Raw genomic sequence first — 21,548 nt, 5'->3', positions numbered from 1 at the left:
AAGGATATGATGAACCTGAATAACAGAATCGGTATCGCGGCCGGTGGAGGCTTGCTCCTGTTGGGAGCTGTGTTGCTGAGCGCAGCGGCCCATGCATCTCAGTCGATGATCATTACCGTGACTAAAGGCTTTGGTGTTTCTCTTTATGCTACAGATGTTGGCGATGCCAAACAGATGGCAGTAGGAGATGAAGGCACTCTGTTTGTCGGTTCTCACAAGAGCGGTACGATTCACGCTTTGGTCGACAGTAACCATGATGGCCGGGTCGATAAACGTTATCTGATAGCCAAGGGCTTGGATTACCCGGAAGCCTTGGCTTTTCACAAGGGTGACCTTTATGTTGCCCTGGAAGATAGAGTGGTGGTGTACCAGGATATTGAACCTAGGCTCAGACGTCCTCCGCGCGCTCGGGAAGTCTATGATCAACTGCCGGGCAACGGCAGAAAGAGTGCCAGAGCCATGCGCTTTGGTCCGGATGGCAGGCTCTATATTGCTATCAGCGCCCCTTGTAATGTGTGTGAGCCCAGCGCCCCTTTTGGCAGCATCATTGCCGTGAATGTAGACTCGGGCGGGAGTCAGCAGATAGCACTCGGAATACGTAATGTCATAGGTTTTGACTGGTCGCCACTGGATAACCGCCTTTGGTTTGCCGATATGAGCCGTGATTGGATGGGGGATAATCTGCCTCCTGATGAAATCAACCGGGTTGACGTTGCCGGGGCGCATTATGGTTTCCCTTATGTACATGGCAAAGATGTACAGGAACCTGCCTATGAAGAACCCAAGAGCCTGAATATCACCAAGCCAGTCTATGAACTGCCGGCCCATGTATCCCCTATGGGGATGCTGTTTTATCGCGGAAACCAGTTTCCCGCTGAATACCATAACCGGATTTTATTGGCAGAGAACGGCTCCTGGAACCGTTCCAGCAAGGTGGGTTATCAGATAGTGGTGTTGGAAACCGATGGCCGCCAGGTGAGCAATCGCCGCACCCTGGTGAGTTTTCTCGATGGTGAGTTTCCGGTGGCCAGACCCCATTCACTGGCGATAGCCCCGGATGGCGCCGTCTATATTTCGGATGATCTGAAGGGAAACATTTACCGCCTGTATTACAAAGACACTGGTGCAGAAGATGCTGAATCTGAGTCGGACTATGCGCCGGCACCTGAACAGGAAAATAAATAATGAGTGATGCGATAGCCTTGAGCCTGGATGGCGTGGAGCAGATGCCGCTCAGGCGCTTCACCGAAGAGGCGTATCTCAACTATTCCATGTATGTGATCATGGATCGGGCCTTGCCCCATATCGGCGATGGCCTTAAGCCGGTGCAACGGCGAATTGTCTACGCCATGAGCGAGCTGGGATTATCGGCGGCGGCCAAATACAAGAAGTCGGCCCGTACCGTGGGTGACGTGCTGGGTAAGTATCACCCGCACGGCGACAGCGCCTGTTATGAAGCTATGGTACTGATGGCGCAGCCCTTTACCTATCGCTATCCCTTGGTGGATGGTCAGGGTAACTGGGGGGCACCGGACGATCCCAAGTCGTTTGCGGCCATGCGTTATACCGAAGCCAGGTTATCCAAGTTTTCCGAGGTGCTGCTTAGCGAACTCGGTCAAGGTACAGTGGACTGGGGCGTCAACTTTGACGGCACCCTGAAAGAGCCCTTGGTACTGCCGGCCAGACTGCCGCATATTTTGCTCAACGGTATTACCGGTATCGCTGTGGGTATGGCGACGGATATCCCGCCCCATAACGCCCGCGAGCTGGCCAGCGCCTGTATCGAGCTGCTGGATAATCCCAAAGCTGATCTGCCGCGGCTGATGGAATTGGTGCCCGGGCCCGATTATCCGACTGCGGCCGAAATCATTACCCCGAGCGCTGAAATTGCCAAGGTCTATGAGTCGGGCCGCGGATCAATCAAGGCCCGTGCGGTTTACACAGTGGAAAACGGTGAAGTGGTAATAACGGCTTTGCCGCACCAGGCCAGCTCCAGCAAGATCCTCGAGCAGTTGGCGGCGCAGATGCAGGCCAAGAAGTTGCCCATGGTGACAGACTTGCGCGATGAATCGGACCATGAAAGTCCGGTGCGCTTGGTAATAGTGCCGAGATCCAACCGGGTCGATATCGAACAGATGATGGCGCACCTGTTTGCCACCACAGATCTGGAAAAGAGCTATAGGGTCAACCTCAATGTGCTCGGTCTCGATGGTCGGCCCCAGGTCAAGGGCCTCAAGCAACTCTTGAGTGAGTGGCTGGAGTTTCGAATTCATACAGTGCGCCGCCGTCTGGAATTCCGTCTGGATAAAGTACTGGCCAGGTTGCATATTCTTGAAGCCTTGATGATTGCCTTCCTCAATATCGATGAAGTGATAGAGATCATCCGCTTTCACGATGAACCCAAGGCCGAATTGATGCGCCGCTTTGGGCTGACAGATAAGCAAGCCGAAGCGATTCTGGAGCTCAAGCTGCGCCATTTGGCCAAGCTGGAAGAGATGAAGATCCGTGGTGAGCAGGATGAGCTCGAAGCCGAGCGGGAAAAGCTGCAACTGCTGCTCAGTTCGGAACGCCGCTTGAAGACCTTGATCAAGAAAGAGTTGCAGGCAGATGCGGAAACCTATGGTGATGACCGCCGCTCGCCACTGGTGGTGAGAAGCGAATCCAGAGCGTTGTCGGAGCAGGAGTTGGTGCCAACCGAGCCCGTGACTGTGGTGCTATCTGAAAAGGGTTGGGTACGCTGTGCCAAGGGCCATGATATCGACGCTGCCGGGTTGTCCTACAAGGCAGGTGACAGCTTCCTCTGCGCCGCGGCCGGACGCAGCAACCAGCAATCTGTGTTTATTGACAGCGCCGGGCGTGCCTTCGCCACGGATACCCATACTCTGCCTTCGGCCCGCAGCCAAGGGGAACCTATTACCACCAGATTCAATCTGGCCCCGGGGGAGAGCATGGAGCACGTATTGCTCGGGGATGATGATAACTGCTTCCTGCTGGCGAGTGATGCCGGTTACGGCTTTATCTGCGCCTTTAAGGACATGGTGTCGCGCAACAAGGCGGGTAAGGCTTTGCTGACGCTGCCGACCAATGCCAAGGCTTTGACGCCACGTAAACTGGACAAGTCCAGACCCAGTTCGATTCTGGCCATCACCAATGAAGGGCGGATGCTGATGTTCTCCATGGAGGCACTACCGCAGTTGGCCAAGGGCAAGGGCAATAAGATCATCGGCATTCCATCGGAGCGGGCGAAAAACCGTGAAGAGTTGGTGACTCACCTTTACTTGGTGCCGGAAGGCGCCAATGTCACCCTTTGGGCCGGCAAGCGTAAGCTGACACTAAAGAGCAGCGATCTGGAGCATTATCGTGGTGAGCGTGGCCGCCGCGGTGCCAAGCTGCCTAGAGGGTTGCAAAGAGTCGACAGTGTTGAAGTCAGTGTGGAGGAACCGGCGCTGTAGCCCGACCCAAAAGTAGCCCGGCCCAAAAACCACAAAAGCCGCATCATGATGCGGCTTTTGTTTTTTACCTGATATATCAGGCGACTTCGTAATAATTGGGCTCAAGATCCAGCTGATTTTGGATGATTTGCGTCGCCATCCGTACACACTTACCGCATTGATCACCCACCCCGAGGCGTTTTTTCACCTCGCTGAGGCTAACATCTCCCTGGCTGACTGCCTGCTTTATCTGGGTATCCGTAATTGCATGACACAGACAAACGTACATTTATCGGGCTCCGGTTACTGCTGGTAAGTGGACGTTATTTTTCAATACGCAATTCTAAATGAAAACCGTTATCAATACTAATAACGCTTGGATATATTTTAGGGTAGATCACCCTTTAGTTGGTTATTAGGGAAGGTGCGAACAAGTCTCATGTGTGATCTGCGTCGGCTTACGGGCTTGGATGCAAGGCGTGGTTCGCAGCAAATGGCTCTAGTCCTTTGCAAGAACTTCCTTAGGTCTTTAGTCAGAAAATAGCACCGCGCCCGGAGGAATGGGCGCGATAGAGGAAGGATTAGTAACCTCTGTCGAAGTACACCAGGTTCTCCAGTGATTCGGCATTGAGATAGTGGTGATAGTTGCGGGCGAAGATATCGACCACCTGAGACGGGAAGCTGGGCGCTGAAATATGGGGAGTGATTACCGCATTGGGGCGATCCCAGATGGGGTGCAGCGGTGACAGCGGCTCCTGGGCAAACACATCCAGCACGGCTTTAAGCCGGTTTCTGCGGCCGAGTTCGACCACCAGGGCATCGAGATCTAGGGCGTCGCCGCGGCCTATGTTGAACAGTATCGCGCTGTCTTTGAGTAGTGCCAGTCTTTCTTTGCTCAGCAAGCCTCGGCTCTCCTGAGTGCTCGGCAGAGTGTTGACAACCACATCGGCCTGGGGCAAAAGCTCATCGAGCTGGGCCGGGCTGATGATGCAATCAAAGCCCGCGACGGCCCTTTGGCTGCGGTTCATGCCCCAGACCTGCATTTTGAAGTGTTTGGCGCTGGCGGCCAGGTGCTCGCCGATGGAACCCGTGCCCAGGATCAGCATCTTCATCCCCTGCAAGGTGGCCAGAGGACCTGGGTGCCAGTATTTCTCCTGCTGCTGGTGATGATACAGCGCATGTTGGCGAACTTCGGCGAGCAGATAACCGAACACATATTCACTCATCAAGGGGCCGAAGATCCCCTTCACATTGGTCAGCAGGTAGTCTTTTCTGGTTTTAGCGCCAAGCAGTTTATCGACACCGGCGAAGGTTGATTGCAACCAGCTGAGATTCTTGCCGTGACTCAGCAGCGGTTGGGCCAGAGCCGGCTCGGCCAGCCAGATATCGGCACTGGCGATATTGGCCGGGTCATCGCCAAGGATAGTGAGGCCAGGAAGTGATTTTTCGGACAACAACTGTCGATATTCAGCATTTTCCCGGGTGAGTAACAGCAGCTTGTATGCCATAGTATCTGTCCTTGTTGTTTTCGTTATTTTTATGGATTTATATTTTAATGGATTCAGTTACGCAACTACTGACCCAGCTGGGCAGTCAGCTCTATCCCTGGCTTAATGAGATAGCTACCGCCATGGTTGCCTGCGTCATTTTGGTGTTCGGTGCCGACTTCAACCGTTTTCTGCGCCGTAAGCTCGGGGCACGCAATTTTGTACTGCGCACGCTGATCTTTATTCTGGTCAACGCCTTTGGTTACGGCATGCTGATAGTGGCTCTTAGCCCCTGGCTCGCCAGGCAGCTGGCGCACCTACCGGCGCTGTGGACTTTACTCTTGGTCAGTGGCACTTTTATTTTTGTCGGCGGCTGGGCCCAGCGCAACAACCAGAGTTGAACAATCTAACCAGAGATCATTCAAACGACTGCTCACTCAAACCAGTGGCGGTAGTCGGTTTGTGACTCCTGAGTCAATGCGGCGGCGGCTTTGTCTGGATAGTTGGCAAAAATTCCATCTACCCCCAGCGCCGCCAGCGCCCTGATATCATCGGCATCATCTACGGTATAGACATACACTTTGGCGCCGCGCTGATGAGCATCGGCAACCAGTTCACGGCTGATAAAGCTGATATCCAGATGCAGTGACCAGGCTTTGAGCTCACTGACCACGGCGGCTTGGTTGAGCGCTATCCCCTCGAGCAGTGGCGCTACCTGTACGTCGGGCAACTGCTGTTTTACCTGTTTGAGCCAGAGATGATTGAATGAAGACACCAGTAGTTGCTCTGGCTGATATCCGAGTTGCAGTAGCTGCGGGTATTGCTGGATAAAAGGCTCGACGCAACCTATTCCCTTGAGCTCTATGTTGACCGTCATGCGCCCCTCGATAAGCTCAAGTACCTGGCGCAGGGTAGGGATAGGCTCTCCCTCGACCCTCAGCTGTCTTAGATAGCTGCTGCTTTGCTGCGCGAGCAGCCCTTTGCCGTCGCTCTTGGGACTCAAACGGCGGTCATGAAACACCCAGAGCTCACCATCGGCGTGGTGCACGTCCAGTTCAACTGCATCACAACCAAGCTCTAGTGCCAGCGCCATCGCCTTAAGGGTGTTTTCCGGCGCATAACCACTGGCGCCACGGTGTGCGAAAATCAACATCTGCGATTAACCTCTGATAATACCGCTGGTGTCTTTGTTGTGCGTGTTGCTGATATGCACTTCGAGCTGAGGGTAGGCCAGCTCCAACTGATTCTCCTTGAGCTTCTTGCTGATCCGCTTATGCAGATCGTGGCGCAGCGGCCAGCGGGAAGACATATCTTTGGCATAAGCCCTGACTTCATAGTCTTGAGTGTGCTTGCCGAAACCGGCGAACCAGACTTCCGGTTCTGGGGTCTCCAGTGCGTTCTCACACTCTTTCACCGCCTGGTAGAGCGCGGCCTCCACTCTAGCGGGATCTGAATCCCTGGCGACCGAAACATAGATGATCACCCGGGTAATGGGATCCGACAGCGACCAGTTAATTAGCTGCTCTGTGATAAAGGCCTTGTTGGGGATGATAATTTCTTTTCTGTCCCAATCTATGATGGTGGTCGCGCGGATTTTGATCTTGGATACCGTACCTGTAAGGTCGCGAATAGTGACGGTATCGCCGATCCGCACCGGCTTTTCAAACAGTATGATAAGGCCCGAGATAAAGTTGGCGAAGATCTCCTGCAGACCAAAACCAAGACCCAGAGTCAGCGCTGCAATTAACCATTGCAGCTTGGACCACTCCATCCCCAGGGTGGCAAAGCCGATGACAATACCGATAAAGACCACCAGGTAACGGGTCACAGTGGTGATGGCAAAGCCGGTTCCCGGGGAGAGATCCAGTTTTTGCAGTATAGTCAGCTCCAACAGGCCGGGCAGGTTGGTGGCTATCATCATGGAAAAGCCGACCACGATAGCGCCAAATACCAGTGATTTCATGGTGATGGGTAGCGGTTGCTCGACTCCGCCTATTCCGGTAGTCGTTGTAGTCCAAAGAGTAATGCCATCAAGGAAGCTGAATAGGGCGGTATGAGTTTGGGTCCACAGGCCGACCAGGCAGGCGAGAAACGCCAGCAGCAGCAGGGATCTCACCAACCCCAGTGATTGGCTGGACATGGTTTCCAAATCGACAACCGGCTCTTCATAGGTGTCCTGATGATCGTTGTTGCTTGATGAGGTATCACCTTTTTCCCGCTGCGCCAGACGCTCGGCCCGGCGGGCCTTGGCGCGATCGAAGGCGATGCGGCGCCTTTCAATCAACATCCAGCGTTTCAGCAACTGGTACAGCAACAGAAAGCCGAGTCCCAGCAGTAAAGAAAGCTGCAGCTGCAGCAGCATCTGGAAGGCGGTGAAGTAGTAGCCTCTGAATGCCAACACGGCGCTCAGTGGCGGCACCAGCAACAACAGTAGCCACAATAGCTTTTGCAGCAGACGCTTATTCTTGTCGTCCAGATGGCTTTCACGATAGCGACGGGACAGAGTCAGTACGTCCCGATAGAGCATAAACAGCATGATACAGAACAGAATAAAGGCGCCGCGGCCTATGCTGTTGCGCACCAGAGAAGAGTCGAGAATTTCGGTAAAGCCCATGACGCCCACCAAGGGCATGGTCATGATAATAAAGCGGCGAAAACGCTGCTGGCCCTGGCGGATCACCTCTTGTGGCCGTTTGAAATGGCCTATGAGCAGGCCCTTGTCCAGTGCCAGCAGATAGATGAAGCGATAGAGCTGGTACAGGCTGCCTATAGCCAGCACGCCCATACCTATGGCTTGAATGGGGTTACTGTCGGACTGCAGCATAATCAAGCCAGCCGCCACTATGGGAAAGGGTTTGAACAAGCTGTAACCGGCGCTGATTAGCAGCGCTTGGATGGTGTAGATGAACTTATCCTGGGTCACCTTGCCGACCGGCGCCTCACATTCGCGCATCATGGTCTTGAATCTGGGGGTGAGAATATCCTGTGCTACCAGACACAACACCGCCAGGATGATCCACCAGGACCAGTATGGACTCAGTTCGGTCAGCCCCTGCTTTATTTCCGGCAGGTCGGTTTGTTGCCAGAGCCAGAGACTGGAGCGCTGCAGATCCGTCAGCCACAGCTTGCTGATGCTGTAGGCGTTGGGCACCCAGAACAGGTGTTCATTGAGGGTGGACTTGAGTCTCTGATAACTGTCGGTGAGCAGCTCATACTTGCTTTTGAGCTTGGCCAGTTCACTGAGGTAGGTGTCATAGCCTTTCAATAACTGATTCAGCAAGGCCTGTTGCGATTCAAGCAATCGCAACTGAGATTCATTGCTATAGGCCTGGGTCGTTAGCAGTTGCTCATTGGCGGCAAATTGCTGCTCAATCTGATAGCGATTGAGTCTGGCATCGGCTATCTGGGTTTGCAGGTGTTCTTGGTTGGGGGGCTTTGGCAGTGACTGCAGGATCTGCAAAAAGCGCTCACCGAAAACCGGGTTCATCTTGACCCAGCTGATCTGCTCTTTGATGTTGTCCAGTTGCTTGCTGTGGGACTGATCCTGCTTCTCCGCCTGCTCCTGCAGGGCTATGGTCTGCGCCGTCTGCTCAGTCAATTGCTGTAACTGCTGACCATACTTTTGGTTGGCCAGACTCAGCTCTGTTGTCAGACTATCGTGAGTACCGGCCTCAGAATTGAGGGTTTCGGCCAGTGTGGCGTTGACCTGCTGCTGCCTGGCATCGGTAATGGCGCGGTTAAGCTGTTCGATAAGCAGCTCTTGTTGCTGCAACTGCTTGCGTACCAGTTGCAGTTGTAACTGATGCAGTTCGCGCTTTTGTTGGCTGACCGCCAGTTCGCTTTCCAGAGTGGTGAGCTGTTGCTCCAGCAATAACAACTGTGCTTGTTGCAGCTCTTTGGCGGCATTGTCACCGGCCACTGCCTGACTCTTTTGCTGTTGCAGCAGGGCCTGTCTGATTTTTACTATTTCGGCAGGTAATTCGCTATGGCGCTTGAGCATGGCGCTGTTGGCCTGACTGAGGCTGGTTTCACTCTCTTTCAGTTCGGAAAGGCGCAGATAGGCCATGGAGGCCTGCTGATCCAGATCCTGATGGCGTTCGGGCTTAAGTGGTGTGGCGGCTTCCTGCAGCAGATCATAAAGATGCTGGCGTCGGCTTTCGAAATTAAGTTGCAGTTCTTGATAGCTGCGGTTGGTGTCGGCAAGTTGTTGAATGCTTTTTTCCAACTGCGCCAGTTGTTGCTCCTGCGACAGGGTTTCAGTGTTTTGTTGATTAATTCCCAGGCGTTTATCCAACCCCAGTGGCGAGTTGGCCTGGGCGGTGGCGACAAAAAAGAGACAAAACAGCAGGATGCAGGCTCGAACCATAGTTAAATTCAAAGAGTTAAATACAAAGAGTGAATCGACAGCTCATATTAGCTAAGTTAAGCGGGTTTTGATATGTCAGCCAAGGTTCTTTTTCGGGGCTTGTGATTTGTGACTCTGTGATGTTTCAAACAAGGCGGTTGCTACCACCAGAGTACCGCCGATAGCGGTTGTCAGCGTCAGCGACTCATCCAGCAGCAACCAGGCGAGCATAGCGCCATAGAAGGGTTGCAAGCAGGAGACTAAACCGACTGTTTTGGCGCTCAAGTATCTGAGTGCGGAAGTAAACAAGGCATGGGGCGCCGCAGTAAAGACGACTCCCAAAAGCAGCAGCAATCCCCAGGTTTGGTTGTTGATGTCACCGGCATTAAGACTGTGCCAAGGGGCCAACACCAGCACTGCCACCGCGGTTTGATAAAACATTGCTTGCTGGCCGCTGTAGGCGGTGAAGTAGCGTTTGTGCAATAGGTTGCGGGCGGTGAACAAGATGGCGGAAACAATCCCAACCAGGATCCCAAGGGTAACGTCGTTGCCCAATGACGGCTCGGGGATCAGCAGAATCACCCCCAGCAATACTGCCAAACCGCTGACAAGATCTCTAAGGTGTAAGCGACTGCCGGTAAACCAGGGTTCGACCAGCACTGTCATCACAGGATAGGTGAAAAAGGCTATCATGCCGATGGCGACAGAGGAGAGTTGCATCGCCGCAAAGTAGGTCACCCAATGGAGGCTGACAATCACCCCAAGCAACAGGGCGATGAGGTAATCTTTGCCGCGCAGCAAGCGCAGGCGTTGACGACTAAGTTTAACCAGCAGCGCCAGAACTATGGCGGCGATAATGCAGCGCAGCAGAGTGATATCGAGGGCGCTTAAGGGGATAAGCCGGGAGAACAGGGCGGTTCCTCCGAACAGGAGTACCGCCAGATGAAGTTCTGTCAGGCCTGTACGTGCTTGCCCCTTGGCAGACAAGTTCAGTCCTCTATTTTGGCAAAAGGTGTACCCATACGGGTTACGGCACCTGGCTCAACACCATCGGCAAATTCATCCAGGGCGTCCTTGGCAAACAGCATGACCACGGTACTGCCCAATTTGAAGCGGCCCATCTCGGCACCTTTCTCCAATGTGATGGCATCCGGCCCTGTGGTGGGGTATTCCCAGGTAAACACGCGCTTGCCTGTCGGCGGCGTGACAGTACCAGCCCAAACGGTTTCTATGCTGGCCACTATGGTGGCGCCGACCAATACCATTGCCAGGGGGCCAATCTCGGTTTCGAATATGGCGACCACTCGCTCGTTACGGGCAAACAGCCCGGGTACATTGCGGGCGGTCAACGGGTTGACTGAGAAGAGTTCGCCGGGCACATAGGTCATTTTTGACAGCGTGCCTTTGATGGGCATATGGATTCTGTGATAGTCCTTGGGAGCCAGGTAGATGGTGGCAAAGTCACCGTCTTCGAAGCGTTCGGCGTCTTTGGCCTGATTGCCCAGCAGGGTCAGAGCCGAATAGTGGTGGCCTTTGGCCTGAAAAATACGGCCGTCTTCAATGGGACCACACTGACTCACGGCGCCATCGACCGGGTGCACTATATATTCTGAGTCCTGATACAGAGGGCGTGCGCCGTCTTTCAGGGCGCGGGTGAAAAAAGCGTTGAAGCTCTTGTAAGCTTCAGGCTCGCTTTGGGCCGCTTCTGACATATCTATCTTGTACTGTTTGATAAACCAGCGAATAGCCCAGGTGGTCAGCTTGCCGGCTTCGGCCGCTGCCAGTTTCCCTACCAGGCGGGACAACAGGTGTTTGGGCAGCATGTACTGCAGTGCAATCTTCACTTTATCCAATTTTTGCTTCCTTCAAATGGGCTTTGCCAGCTTAAATGTCGTCCATGCCGGCGCGGAAGTGGCGGGCGTGACGCTGTTCATCCAGACTGGAGATAATTCTGTGATAATTGTTGAATCTGTCTTCGGCAATTTTGCCTTCCTCTACCGCTTTACGCAATGCACAGCCGGGATCGTCCAGATGTTTGCAGTCGCGGAATTTACAGCCGCCGAGAAAATCCCGGAACTCCACGAAGCACCAGCCGACACGGTCGGCAGGTAAGTGCCAGAGGGCAAATTCGCGAACCCCGGGTGAGTCAATCAGATCGCCACCGCTGGGCAGGTGAAGTAGTTTCGCCGTGGTGGTGGTGTGTTGACCCAGGCCTGAATTTTCCGATATTTCCCCGGTTTGCAACTGCGCCTGCGGTAGCAGGGCATTGATAAGAGATGATTTACCTACCCCGGATTGCCCGGCGAATACACTGGTTTTGCCTTGCAACAGGGTTTTCAGTTGTTCTATCCCTTCAGCGGTTTTACTGCTGACTTTATAGACCGGGTAGCCGATAGCACGGTAGCGGGCCAGGGCGGTTTCCACTTCAACAGCCTGAGTCTCATCCAGCAAGTCGACCTTGTTGAGAATGATCACCGGCGGGATCTCTGTGTCTTCTGCCGCCACCAGGTAGCGGTCAATAATCTGGGTGGTAAAGCTGGGCAGTATAGATGACACTATGAAAATTTGATCTATATTGGCGGCAATAACTTTAACGCCATCATAGAGATCAGGCCGGGTCAGTGACGAGCTGCGTGGGTGGACGGCTTCAACCACTCCTGCGACGGTAGTTTGTGGGTCGGTCGCCAGACGTACCACCACTTTATCGCCTGTAACCAGGCTGCCTATGGTGCGGCGAAGATTACAACGAACCAGTTGGCCATCATGGGTTTCAATATCGGCATGCTGGCCGAAACGGGAAATAACCGTGGCCTCCAGTTCGGGGCCGAGTGAGCTATCTTGTATTTCAGGAGCAGCCTCAGCAGCGTTTTTCCCACGTTGCAGACGCTTCTGGTGATTGGCTTTCATACGGCGCAGTTGGCCATGGCTCAATGGTTTCTTTTTACTCACAGGCAGCTCTTCGCAGTATAAGGTGATTTTGTGTCTTGGCAAAAAGCAGTATGATACACGGTCTTAAATAAAAAAGCCTGAATTTAGGCGAACTGGAACGGTGGGCTGAGCTATGGTTGCGGATGAAAATAACCTGATTTGGATCGATCTCGAGATGTCCGGGCTGGAGCCTGAAACCGATAGAGTATTGGAAATAGCAACCTTGGTTACAGACAAGGAGCTGAACATTATCGGTGAAGGGCCAGTGATAGCCATTCATCAGAGCGATGAAGTATTGGCTGCCATGGATGATTGGAATCAACAGCATCACGGCGCTTCCGGGCTAATTGAGCGGGTGAAGGCCTCCAAACACACAGAGGCTGACGCCATAGCCGAGACCATAGCTTTTTTGAGCCAGTACGTGCCTAAAGGTGTGTCTCCCATGTGCGGCAACAGTGTTGGTCAGGACAGACGCTTTCTGAACAAGTATATGCGTGAACTGGAAGAGTACTTCCATTACCGCAATATCGATGTCAGTACGGTGAAGGAACTCACCAAGCGCTGGCAGCCGGAAATTATGAAGGATTTCAAAAAGCAAAATACTCATCAGGCGTTGATGGATATTCAAGAGTCGATCGCCGAACTGAAGTTCTACCGTGAGCGAGTATTTAAAATTTGAGCGATCGGACGATAAATCTGTTTCAGGGGGTTGCAGCAGATGGAAATTTCCATATAATGCGGCCTCACCTTTCCGCTGGTGGTAACCAGTGTGAACGGTTAAAGTAAGTGGAAATGCGACATTAGCTCAGTTGGTAGAGCGGTACCTTGCCAAGGTACAGGTCATCGGTTCGAACCCGATATGTCGCTCCAAATTCCAGACACCCACTGTCTTTAAATGTGGACTTAAGTGATGCGACATTAGCTCAGTTGATAAAACAGAAGGTCGGTACCTTTGTTGATTGTCAACTCGGATGATGAAGCAGATAAGTGATGCGACATTAGCTCAGTTGGTAGAGCGGTACCTTGCCAAGGTACAGGTCATCGGTTCGAACCCGATATGTCGCTCCAAATTCCAGACGCTCACAGTCTTTAAATGTGGACTTAAGTGATGCGACATTAGCTCAGTTGATAAAACAGAAGGTAGGTACCTTTGTTGATTGTCAATTTAGATGATGAAGCAGATAAGCGATGCGACATTAGCTCAGTTGATAAAACAGAAGGTCGGTACCTTTGTTGATTGTCAATTTAGATGATGAAGCAGATAAGTGATGCGACATTAGCTCAGTTGGTAGAGCGGTACCTTGCCAAGGTACAGGTCATCGGTTCGAACCCGATATGTCGCTCCAAATTCCAGACGCTCACAGTCTTTAAATGTGGACTTAAGTGATGCGACATTAGCTCAGTTGATAAAACAGAAGGTCGGTACCTTTGTTGATTGTCAGCTCGGATGATGAAGCAGATAAGTAATGCGACATTAGCTCAGTTGATAAAACAGAAGGTCGGTACCTTTGTTGATTGTCAACTCGGATGATGAAGCAGACAAGTGATGCGACATTAGCTCAGTTGATAAAACAGAAGGTCGGTACCTTTGTTGATTGTCAACTCGGATGATGAAGCAGACAAGTGATGCGACATTAGCTCAGTTGATAAAACAGAAGGTCGGTACCTTTGTTGATTGTCAACTCGGATGATGAAGCAGACAAGTGATGCGACATTAGCTCAGTTGGTAGAGCGGTACCTTGCCAAGGTACAGGTCATCGGTTCGAACCCGATATGTCGCTCCAAATTCCAGACGCCCACTGTCTTTAAATGTGGATGCATTATTGCAATGCGACATTAGCTCAGTTGATAAAACAGAAGGTCGGTACCTTTGTTGATTGTCAATTTAGATGATGAAGCAGATAAGTGATGCGACATTAGCTCAGTTGATAGAACAGAAGGTCGGTACCTTTGTTGATTGTCAATTTAGATGATGAAGCAGATAAGTGATGCGACATTAGCTCAGTTGATAAAACAGAAGGTCGGTACCTTTGTTGATTGTCAACTCGTATGATGAAGCAAACAAGCGATGCGACATTAGCTCAGTTGGTAGAGCGGTACCTTGCCAAGGTACAGGTCATCGGTTCGAACCCGATATGTCGCTCCAATCTTTATTTCCCCCTCAAAATCCTTAAAAAGTGCTTTTCGTGATCTGTCGCAGGTTTCTTGCGTTTTGTCTAATGTAGCGACATTTGTAAGCACTGATTTATGACCTTGTTCAAATATTCCCACCTTTTTTACTTCCATAATGTCTCCATACCGAATTGAATTGTGCCGTTGACGGCAGAAGAATGGAGATAGGCAGATGCGTATTCAACAGTTACGTGAACTCCTTGAATTTATAGCGAAATGTCGTCTTGATATGGCTCAGCTCTATCATAGATTACACACTCAGGCCGACTCATCCAGAGTCAAACTAATGCTAGAATATTTTGAACAGCATCAGAAACATATTGCTGAAACTCTTGAAAACTATATCGATGATGCGCCAAACAAGATCCTCGACACCTGGTACAAAGACATTGTGTTTGAGGACTTCGGCAAGCGTTGCCGCGATACCATGCTGGCGGCCAATATGACAGAAGATGATGTGCTGAATCTGCATCTGGATCTGGAAAACCGCTTGATTGCCTTACTGGAAAAAACTGCCGGTTCGTCGGCTTCGGCCGAGGTGAAAGGGGCATTGGAAGACTTGGTGCGGGTCGAGAAGATCCAGCAGCAACGACTGGTGCACAGTACTATACGTATGGACGATATTTAACTTCTCCCAGACTTGGCGGATCTGCTTGGGTCTGCCGTTAGTTCTGCCCGGCCCAGACCGGGCTTTTTCATTTTTATCAACTTGTTCTGATTCAAGTCATAAATACTCACTGACTTTACTGCTAGTGTGATTATCAATCATCACAGTCTTTATGCTGATTTTTTATCGGTAGCGTCAGCGCCCGAAAGATGCCGACGGCGACCAATAAGGCACAGAGAGCCAGGAGCCAGAACCAGGGAAATACCCAGTTAAAGGGTAATCCCAGCAGTAATACGCAGAGTATTAAAATAAGCAGTGTCAGTAGCATCATTCCTGTGCTTCCTTCCGGCATCCTTTGCCACAGCATAAGTTTAGTGAACGAGTGTTTTTTTTCGAGTTAACAAGTCATCAGTATCTGTCTGTCAGGAGATAGGAGAATCGATATGGCCCAGGATTTGTCAGATATGCCCCGTCAGCTGTATAGCGCCAAGGCCGTGCGCCAGGCCGAGTTGGACTGGGTGGCGGCCGGGCAGGGCAGTCTCTATGAGTTGGTTGAGCGGGCCGGGAAAGCCGCCTTTGAGGCATTGGCTGTCAAATTGACCCCAGGCAGCCGGGTGCTGGTCATTGCCGGGCAGGGAAACAATGGCGCCGATGCCTTGGTTTGTTTGCGCTGGTTATTGAACTCGGGTTTCAATGCCAGTCTGTTTATCTTTCCCGCCAGTCAGCCCAGCACTGAGTGGGAGCAAGCCTGGAATAAGTTGCAGCAATCCGTGCCGGAGGTGGCTCAGGTATCAGAGGTAACCGCTGCCGAATATGATTGGATAGTGGACGGCTTGTTGGGAACCGGTCTCAAGGGGGATGTCCGGCCGGAAGCCGCCGGCATGATAGCCCAGATAAATACGGCAAGGGCCAAGGTGCTGAGTCTGGATTTGCCTTCCGGTATAGATGCAGATACCGGCGCAGCTCTTGGGGCGGCAGTCGAAGCCGAGCAGACACTTTGCTTTGCGGCCCTTAAGCAAGGGCTGCTGACCGGCAGAGCCAGGCACTGCTGCGGCGAGCTGCATTTTGTTGACTTGGGACTAAGTGATTATCTGCCGCCTTCGGACGTGGTCAGAGTCGGCACTGAGTACCTCAAGGGGCTTTTCGATGCCCGCCCAAGGGACAGTCACAAGGGCAAGTCGGGCAAGGTTACTGTCATAGGCGGCGATTATGGTATGGGAGGGGCCGTCAGGCTGGCGGGTGAAGCCTGTCTCAGGGCCGGTGCCGGTTTGGTGACTGTGGTGAGCCGGCCGGAGCATCAACTTACGGTTAATGCCAACAGGCCGGAACTGATGTTCTGGGGCTGTGAACTGGTGGATATGGAGGTTTATCTGCGCCTTGGCTGGGCACAGGTACTGGTGTTGGGGCCTGGGCTTGGCCGCGCCGACTGGGGATATAATCTGTTCAAGGCGGTCAGTCTTAGCGATAAGCCCTGCGTGCTGGATGCCGATGCACTCAATCTCTTGAGCCAGGAGAAACGCTCCCAGGACAATCGGGTTTTGACACCTCATCCGGGGGAAGCCGCCAGGTTGCTGGCAACGGATATTGCTGATATCGAAGCCGACAGGTTTGCAGCGGTTAGAAAGCTGCAGGCTCAATATGGCGGTGTGGTACTGCTCAAGGGCGCGGGTACTCTCATTTATGATGGTAAACAGCTGTTTGTTGCCCCAGTGGGAAATCCCGGGCTCGCCAGCGGTGGGTGCGGCGACGTGTTATCTGGTATAATCGGCGCGCTGATGGCTCAGGGACTGGACAACACCCGCGCGACTGTGGCAGGGGTGATAGTTCACGGCGGCGCAGCCGACCTTGCTGCCCGTGACGGGGAGAGAGGCATGCTTGCCAGCGATCTTATGCCCTGGATCCGCCATCTGGTAAACACTGACTTGTAAGCTTAACGGGCCAATGTAAGGCGTGGATCCACACTTAAATGACTATCGAACACAGCTTGACTCTGCAATTGGCAGATGAGACTCAAACTGTCGCCTTAGGGCGGCAATTGGCGGCCTTGATTAGTGCGCCGTTGACCATTTATCTGACCGGAGAACTTGGTGCCGGCAAAACGACTTTCAGTCGTGGCTTAATTCAGGCCTTGGGTCATCAAGGTGCAGTTAAGAGTCCGACCTATACACTCGTGGAACCTTATGAGCTTGAAGGAATCGAAGTATATCATTTTGACCTTTATCGACTCAGCGACCCCGAAGAACTGGAGTTTATGGGGATCCGGGATTACTTCAACGAGCGCAGCCTTTGCATTATTGAATGGCCGGAACAGGGGATGGGATGCTTGCCCGCTGCCGATATACATCTGCATATCAAATATGCTAATACTGGTCGCGAAATTTCTCTGCAAGCCGATTCCGACAAGGGTAAGGTGCTATTAAGAAAAATAACAAGCAATGGTAAAGACTAATAACATCTTATTTAAACTGACTTTTTTTATTATCTGTTGGGTAATGGCGGCGCCGACTTGGGCGGCCAATAAACTCGACGGAGTGCGTATTTGGGCGGCGCCCGAGTCGACTCGGGTAGTTTTTGACTTAAGTCAGGCGCCTGACTATAGCTATTTCACGCTGAGCAACCCTGACAGACTTGTGGTGGATCTGAAAAAGAGCACCAATGGCGTCAAGCTGGAAAAAGTTGAAAACAACAGCCCCTTGGTCAAAAAGGTGCGTTTGAGCCAGCCGCCGGAGAAAGGCACGCTGCGGCTAGTCATAGATCTCAAACGGGCTGCCAAGGCTAATCTGTTCTCTCTGCCTCCAACCGCACCATACGGCAATCGTTTGGTGGTGGACCTTGATGACAAGAGCACTTCGGCCAAAGCCAGGGTGACCCCGACAGCCACTGAAGCGGTGCGGGATGTGATTATCGCTATCGATGCCGGCCATGGTGGTGATGATCCAGGTTCCATCGGGCCTTCCGGTCTGTACGAGAAGAAGGTGTCATTGGCGATTGCCAAACGAGTGGAAAAGAGAATTAATGCGACTCCCGGACTTAAAGCCGTGATGATCCGTACCGGCGACTATTTTGTTAACCTGAACCGTCGCTCGGAACTGGCGCGTCAGAGTAAGGCCGATTTGCTGATCTCTATCCACGCCGATGCCTTTACTTCACCTCAGCCCAGAGGCGCCTCAGTGTGGGTGCTCTCCATGCGGCGGGCCAATACCGAGATCGGCCGTTGGCTGGAGCAGAAAGAGAAACATTCAGAGCTGCTCGGCGGTGCCGGTGAGATTATTCAAAATACCGATAATGAACAGTATCTGGCGATGACCTTGCTGGATATGTCGATGGATAGATCCATGGCGATGAGTCACACTGTGGCCAGCGATATTCTTTCTGGTTTGGGCAAGGTGACCAAACTGCACAAGCACAAGCCCGAGTCGGCGAGTCTGGCGGTGCTCAAATCGCCGGATATCCCGTCCATTCTGGTGGAAACAGGTTTTATCTCCAACCCTCAAGAAGAGAGGTTGCTCAGTAATGCCAACCATCAGGACAAACTGGCCAAGGCGATTCATAAAGGTGTACTCAAGTATTTTGAAGCCAATCCGCCGGCCGGAACCATGCTGGCCAAGCAGGGCGCTATTAAACACAAGGTTGTTAGAGGCGAATCTCTGTCGGTAATCGCCAATCGTTATGAGGTGTCGGTGGCCGATATCAAGAAAGCCAATAACTTGAAATCGGATGTAGTGCGTATAGGTCAGCAACTGGTTATCCCCAGAGCCTGAGGAAGAGATGGCAATTCAGATATTACCCCCACAACTGGCTAACCAGATTGCGGCGGGCGAAGTGGTAGAGAGGCCGGCCTCCGTCGTTAAGGAGCTGGTGGAAAACAGCCTGGATGCCGGTGCAACCCGGGTCGATATTGAAATCGATAAGGGCGGTGCCAAGCTTATTCGAATTCAGGACAACGGTGCTGGTATCACCAAGGATGAACTGGCACTGGCGCTGTCCCGTCATGCCACTTCCAAGGTGCATACACTGGACGATCTTGAAGCCATTCTCAGCTTTGGTTTTAGAGGTGAGGCGCTGGCCAGTATCAGTTCGGTTTCCCGCCTGACCCTGACATCCCGCACGGCCGAACAATCCGAGGCCTGGCTCGCCTATGCCGAAGGTGCTGATATGGGGGTCAAGATACTGCCTGCGGCCCATCCCGTGGGCACCAGTATTGAAGTGGTGGATCTCTTCTTCAATACTCCGGCGCGCAGACGTTTCCTCAAGAGTGACAAGACAGAGTTCACCCATATTGATGAGTGGCTGAAAAGGATTGCGTTGGCTCGGCCGGAAATTCACCTGACGCTGAAACACAATGGCAAACAGGTGCGCAACTATCGTCCGGCAGAGAATGAAGCCCAATATCTGCAAAGGCTGGCTCAGGTCTGTGGTCGTCCGTTTGCCGAGCAAGCGTTGAGGGTGGAATGTCAGCATGACGACATGCGCCTCAGTGGCTACCTGCAGTCACCCTGGCAAGTTGAGCCTTGTGATACTCACTATTTTTATGTCAATGGCCGTTTGGTTAGAGACCGTTTGGTGAACCATGCAGTCAGGCAGGCCTTTGCCGGTTTGGCCGAGTTGGAACAGCCCGGTTATGTGTTGATGCTGGAGCTGGATCCCCATCAGGTAGATGTCAATGTGCACCCTGCTAAGCATGAGGTGCGTTTCCATCAGGCCAGATATGTGCACGATTATATCCTGCAGGCTTTGAGCTCTGCTCTGCAGCAAGCACAGCAACTGCCGGTCGATGACGTTAATCCGCATTTAAGCCAAACAGATTATGCTGCGCCCATTGATGTAGGTTCAGACGCCGCTGCTACAAGCTTCAACCAAGGTGGGATGATAGATGGCAGCCGTGCCGAGCCGCGTTTTCGTGAGCCTGATTCAAGCGGCGGCAGCGCTGGATATCAAAGCCAATATGGCGATAGAGCTCCTTTAAGCGGTAAGGCATCGGGTTCATATTCTGGTGCCGGTCCCCGTCAGGGAGCCGCAGCCCCCTCCAGGTCGGCCATCAGTAGTTATGGCGCCTTGTTGGCGACGCCTGGCGTGGTTAATGAAACCAGTCCTGAAGCAAATGTGGCCGTGATGCCGCCCCTGCTGGATGGCGAGCACTGGGTGTTGGTCGAGAATGAGCAGCTTAAACTGCTAAAGGTGAAAGCTGCTGCCAAGCGATTGAGATATAATGAGATTGTCGCCCGCTTTCCTACCGGATTGACCGGTCAGCCATTGTTGATGCCGGTCGCTGTTGATGCCGATCCGGAATGGCCGGCATTGCTGGAGGAAAGGGAGACTCTGCTGAGACAATTGGGGCTGGATCTCAGTATTCGTCATTCACAGTTGATAATCAAAAAAGTGCCCCCATATCTGAGGGACACGCAGCTGGCTAGCTTGATCCCTGAACTGCTGCAATGGCTCAGGTTCGAGCAGCCCCAGGAAGCGGCCTTGGCCAATTGGCTGGCACAGAGCAGCTTGAGTAGCTTTGTTTCGGCACCATTGATATGGCAGGGGATCTCTGCATTGGACGAGCAAGCTCGGCAAGAAATTTTACAGCTGGCTAAGGTATTGCCTTGGCAGCAATGGTTGGAAGAAGAAGGCAGTGAGTAAGGCGAAACAGCCAAGAGTGCTGACATTGATGGGGCCGACCGCCTCAGGAAAAACAGCGTTGGCGCTGGAACTCGCCGAACATCATAACTGCGAGATCATCTCGGTAGATTCGGCACTTATCTATCGGGGAATGGATATAGGTACCGCCAAACCCAGCGTGGAAGAGTTGGCTCGCGGGCCGCATAGGCTGATAGATATCCGTGATCCCAGCGAAAGCTATTCAGCTGCTGATTTTCGCAGCGATTGTCTGCAGGAAATTGAGCAGATCGTCAATATGGGAAAAACCCCGCTTTTGGTGGGTGGTACCATGTTGTATTTTAAAGCATTATTGCAAGGCTTATCGCCACTTCCCAGTGCCGATGAGGCGATAAGGGTCCAGATACAGCAAGAAGCCGAGCAACTGGGCTGGCAAGTGCTGCATCAGGAATTGGCGCGGATTGACCCGGTTTCGGCCGCACGCATTCACCCCAATGACCCACAACGTCTTGGACGCGCACTAGAGGTGTATCGTATCAGCGGTAAGAGTTTGACCGAATTGACTCAGGCTAAATCGCCTGAGCTTCCCTATGATGTGGTGCAGTTTGCCATTGCGCCACAGGAGCGTAAAACGCTGCATGGGTTGATAGAGACAAGATTTATGCAGATGCTGCAGGCTGGATTCACCGATGAAGTGGCCAAGCTGAAGCAAAGGGGCGATCTACACCTGGATATGCCCTCGATGCGCTGTGTTGGATATCGCCAGTGTTGGCAATATCTGGAGGGTGAATTTGACCATGATACTATGGTCGAAAAAGCCGTCGCTGCTACTAGGCAATTGGCAAAGCGTCAATTAACATGGTTGCGAGGATGGCCGGAGTTGAATTGGCTGGAGAGTGGGGCGCAAGGGAATTTAGTTCAGCTTATGCGTTACTGCCGCTAGCTTAATAGCCCTTGCTGTATAATACTCA

18 protein-coding genes and 5 tRNA genes are annotated in these 21,548 nt (G+C 52.5%); 15 read left to right on the top strand and 8 right to left on the bottom strand.

The window, feature by feature from the left end; translation table 11 throughout:
* Window positions 1-6: 6 nt before the first annotated feature.
* Complete coding sequence (locus SIL79_RS03430) at window positions 7-1,185, top strand: PQQ-dependent sugar dehydrogenase (RefSeq protein ID WP_083399850.1); 1,179 nt, start codon at window positions 7-9, stop codon at window positions 1,183-1,185.
* Complete coding sequence (gene parC / locus SIL79_RS03425; RefSeq protein WP_039034492.1) at window positions 1,185-3,452, top strand: DNA topoisomerase IV subunit A; 2,268 nt, start codon at window positions 1,185-1,187, stop codon at window positions 3,450-3,452. Before SIL79_RS03430 ends, parC begins: the two co-directional genes overlap by 1 nt.
* A gap of 76 nt (window positions 3,453-3,528) precedes the next feature.
* On the opposite strand, the gene SIL79_RS03420 is transcribed toward parC, so the two are convergent.
* Both SIL79_RS03420 and SIL79_RS03415 read right to left on the bottom strand, forming a co-directional pair.
* The gene (locus SIL79_RS03420) at window positions 3,529-3,720 is read right to left on the bottom strand and encodes a bacterioferritin-associated ferredoxin (protein WP_025009364.1); all 192 of its coding nucleotides are present in this window, start codon (window positions 3,718-3,720) and stop codon (window positions 3,529-3,531) included.
* A 292-nt stretch (window positions 3,721-4,012) separates the two neighbouring features.
* Window positions 4,013-4,939: a D-2-hydroxyacid dehydrogenase gene (locus SIL79_RS03415; RefSeq protein ID WP_039034493.1), complete on the bottom strand. Its 927-nt coding sequence runs from the start codon at window positions 4,937-4,939 to the stop codon at window positions 4,013-4,015.
* 47 nt (window positions 4,940-4,986) lie between these two features.
* Between SIL79_RS03415 and SIL79_RS03410 the strand changes: the two genes are divergently transcribed.
* Window positions 4,987-5,319 carry a DUF3392 domain-containing protein gene (locus SIL79_RS03410; RefSeq protein ID WP_039034494.1) on the top strand — a complete coding sequence of 111 codons (333 nt, stop codon included), beginning with the start codon at window positions 4,987-4,989 and terminating at the stop codon, window positions 5,317-5,319.
* A gap of 32 nt (window positions 5,320-5,351) precedes the next feature.
* Here the strand turns inward: SIL79_RS03410 and SIL79_RS03405 are convergent, their stop codons facing one another.
* The 5 genes from SIL79_RS03405 to rsgA all read right to left on the bottom strand — a co-directional run bounded on the left by SIL79_RS03405 (window position 5,352) and on the right by rsgA (window position 12,212).
* Entirely contained in the window at window positions 5,352-6,071 is a 720-nt protein-coding gene (locus SIL79_RS03405; protein WP_319618971.1) for a glycerophosphodiester phosphodiesterase, read from the bottom strand.
* 6 nt (window positions 6,072-6,077) lie between these two features.
* Window positions 6,078-9,284 carry a mechanosensitive ion channel domain-containing protein gene (locus SIL79_RS03400; RefSeq protein WP_233962632.1) on the bottom strand — a complete coding sequence of 1,069 codons (3,207 nt, stop codon included), beginning with the start codon at window positions 9,282-9,284 and terminating at the stop codon, window positions 6,078-6,080.
* A gap of 75 nt (window positions 9,285-9,359) precedes the next feature.
* Window positions 9,360-10,250, bottom strand: coding sequence for a DMT family transporter (locus tag SIL79_RS03395; RefSeq protein WP_405130411.1), 891 nt, complete (start codon window positions 10,248-10,250; stop codon window positions 9,360-9,362).
* Between the two features lie 2 nt (window positions 10,251-10,252).
* The gene (asd, locus tag SIL79_RS03390) at window positions 10,253-11,116 is read right to left on the bottom strand and encodes an archaetidylserine decarboxylase (protein WP_039034498.1); all 864 of its coding nucleotides are present in this window, start codon (window positions 11,114-11,116) and stop codon (window positions 10,253-10,255) included.
* Between the two features lie 31 nt (window positions 11,117-11,147).
* Window positions 11,148-12,212, bottom strand: a complete 1,065-nt coding sequence (gene rsgA, locus SIL79_RS03385; protein WP_162206916.1) for a small ribosomal subunit biogenesis GTPase RsgA — start codon at window positions 12,210-12,212, stop codon at window positions 11,148-11,150.
* Between the two features lie 112 nt (window positions 12,213-12,324).
* Between rsgA and orn the strand changes: the two genes are divergently transcribed.
* The 7 genes from orn (at window position 12,325) to SIL79_RS03350 (ending at window position 14,991) form a co-directional block, all read left to right on the top strand.
* Window positions 12,325-12,870, top strand: a complete 546-nt coding sequence (gene orn, locus SIL79_RS03380) for an oligoribonuclease (protein WP_100143110.1) — start codon at window positions 12,325-12,327, stop codon at window positions 12,868-12,870.
* Between the two features lie 115 nt (window positions 12,871-12,985).
* Window positions 12,986-13,061: transfer RNA gene (locus SIL79_RS03375), tRNA-Gly, on the top strand.
* Between the two features lie 122 nt (window positions 13,062-13,183).
* Window positions 13,184-13,259: transfer RNA gene (locus SIL79_RS03370), tRNA-Gly, on the top strand.
* Window positions 13,260-13,461: 202 nt separating this feature from the next.
* A tRNA-Gly gene (locus tag SIL79_RS03365) sits at window positions 13,462-13,537 on the top strand.
* A 362-nt stretch (window positions 13,538-13,899) separates the two neighbouring features.
* Window positions 13,900-13,975, top strand: a tRNA-Gly gene (locus SIL79_RS03360).
* A gap of 286 nt (window positions 13,976-14,261) precedes the next feature.
* Window positions 14,262-14,337: transfer RNA gene (locus SIL79_RS03355), tRNA-Gly, on the top strand.
* A 198-nt stretch (window positions 14,338-14,535) separates the two neighbouring features.
* Window positions 14,536-14,991 carry a ferritin family protein gene (locus tag SIL79_RS03350; RefSeq protein ID WP_039035507.1) on the top strand — a complete coding sequence of 152 codons (456 nt, stop codon included), beginning with the start codon at window positions 14,536-14,538 and terminating at the stop codon, window positions 14,989-14,991.
* 133 nt (window positions 14,992-15,124) lie between these two features.
* On the opposite strand, the gene SIL79_RS03345 is transcribed toward SIL79_RS03350, so the two are convergent.
* On the bottom strand, window positions 15,125-15,301 hold the full coding sequence (locus tag SIL79_RS03345; protein ID WP_162206746.1) for a hypothetical protein: 177 nt from the start codon (window positions 15,299-15,301) through the stop codon (window positions 15,125-15,127).
* 112 nt (window positions 15,302-15,413) lie between these two features.
* Between SIL79_RS03345 and SIL79_RS03340 the strand changes: the two genes are divergently transcribed.
* The 5 genes from SIL79_RS03340 to miaA are packed head-to-tail and all read left to right on the top strand — an operon-like array spanning window position 15,414 to window position 21,520.
* A complete protein-coding gene (locus SIL79_RS03340; protein WP_039035508.1) occupies window positions 15,414-16,898 on the top strand; it encodes a bifunctional ADP-dependent NAD(P)H-hydrate dehydratase/NAD(P)H-hydrate epimerase in 1,485 nt (494 codons plus the stop codon).
* A 38-nt stretch (window positions 16,899-16,936) separates the two neighbouring features.
* A complete protein-coding gene (gene tsaE, locus SIL79_RS03335; RefSeq protein ID WP_039035509.1) occupies window positions 16,937-17,419 on the top strand; it encodes a tRNA (adenosine(37)-N6)-threonylcarbamoyltransferase complex ATPase subunit type 1 TsaE in 483 nt (160 codons plus the stop codon).
* Window positions 17,406-18,731, top strand: a complete 1,326-nt coding sequence (locus SIL79_RS03330) for an N-acetylmuramoyl-L-alanine amidase (RefSeq protein WP_319618970.1) — start codon at window positions 17,406-17,408, stop codon at window positions 18,729-18,731. The genes tsaE and SIL79_RS03330 overlap by 14 nt, the downstream gene beginning before the upstream one ends.
* 7 nt (window positions 18,732-18,738) lie before the next feature.
* The gene (mutL, locus tag SIL79_RS03325) at window positions 18,739-20,601 is read left to right on the top strand and encodes a DNA mismatch repair endonuclease MutL (RefSeq protein ID WP_162206745.1); all 1,863 of its coding nucleotides are present in this window, start codon (window positions 18,739-18,741) and stop codon (window positions 20,599-20,601) included.
* On the top strand, window positions 20,594-21,520 hold the full coding sequence (gene miaA / locus SIL79_RS03320; protein WP_083399818.1) for a tRNA (adenosine(37)-N6)-dimethylallyltransferase MiaA: 927 nt from the start codon (window positions 20,594-20,596) through the stop codon (window positions 21,518-21,520). Before mutL ends, miaA begins: the two co-directional genes overlap by 8 nt.
* The last annotated feature ends 28 nt before the right edge of the window (window positions 21,521-21,548 follow it).

This window comes from Shewanella indica (assembly GCF_033842865.1).
Taxonomy (GTDB): Bacteria; Pseudomonadota; Gammaproteobacteria; order Enterobacterales; family Shewanellaceae; genus Shewanella; species Shewanella indica.
Note: the sequence above shows the minus strand (reverse complement) of the source record. Positions and strands in the feature narration are given on the sequence as shown.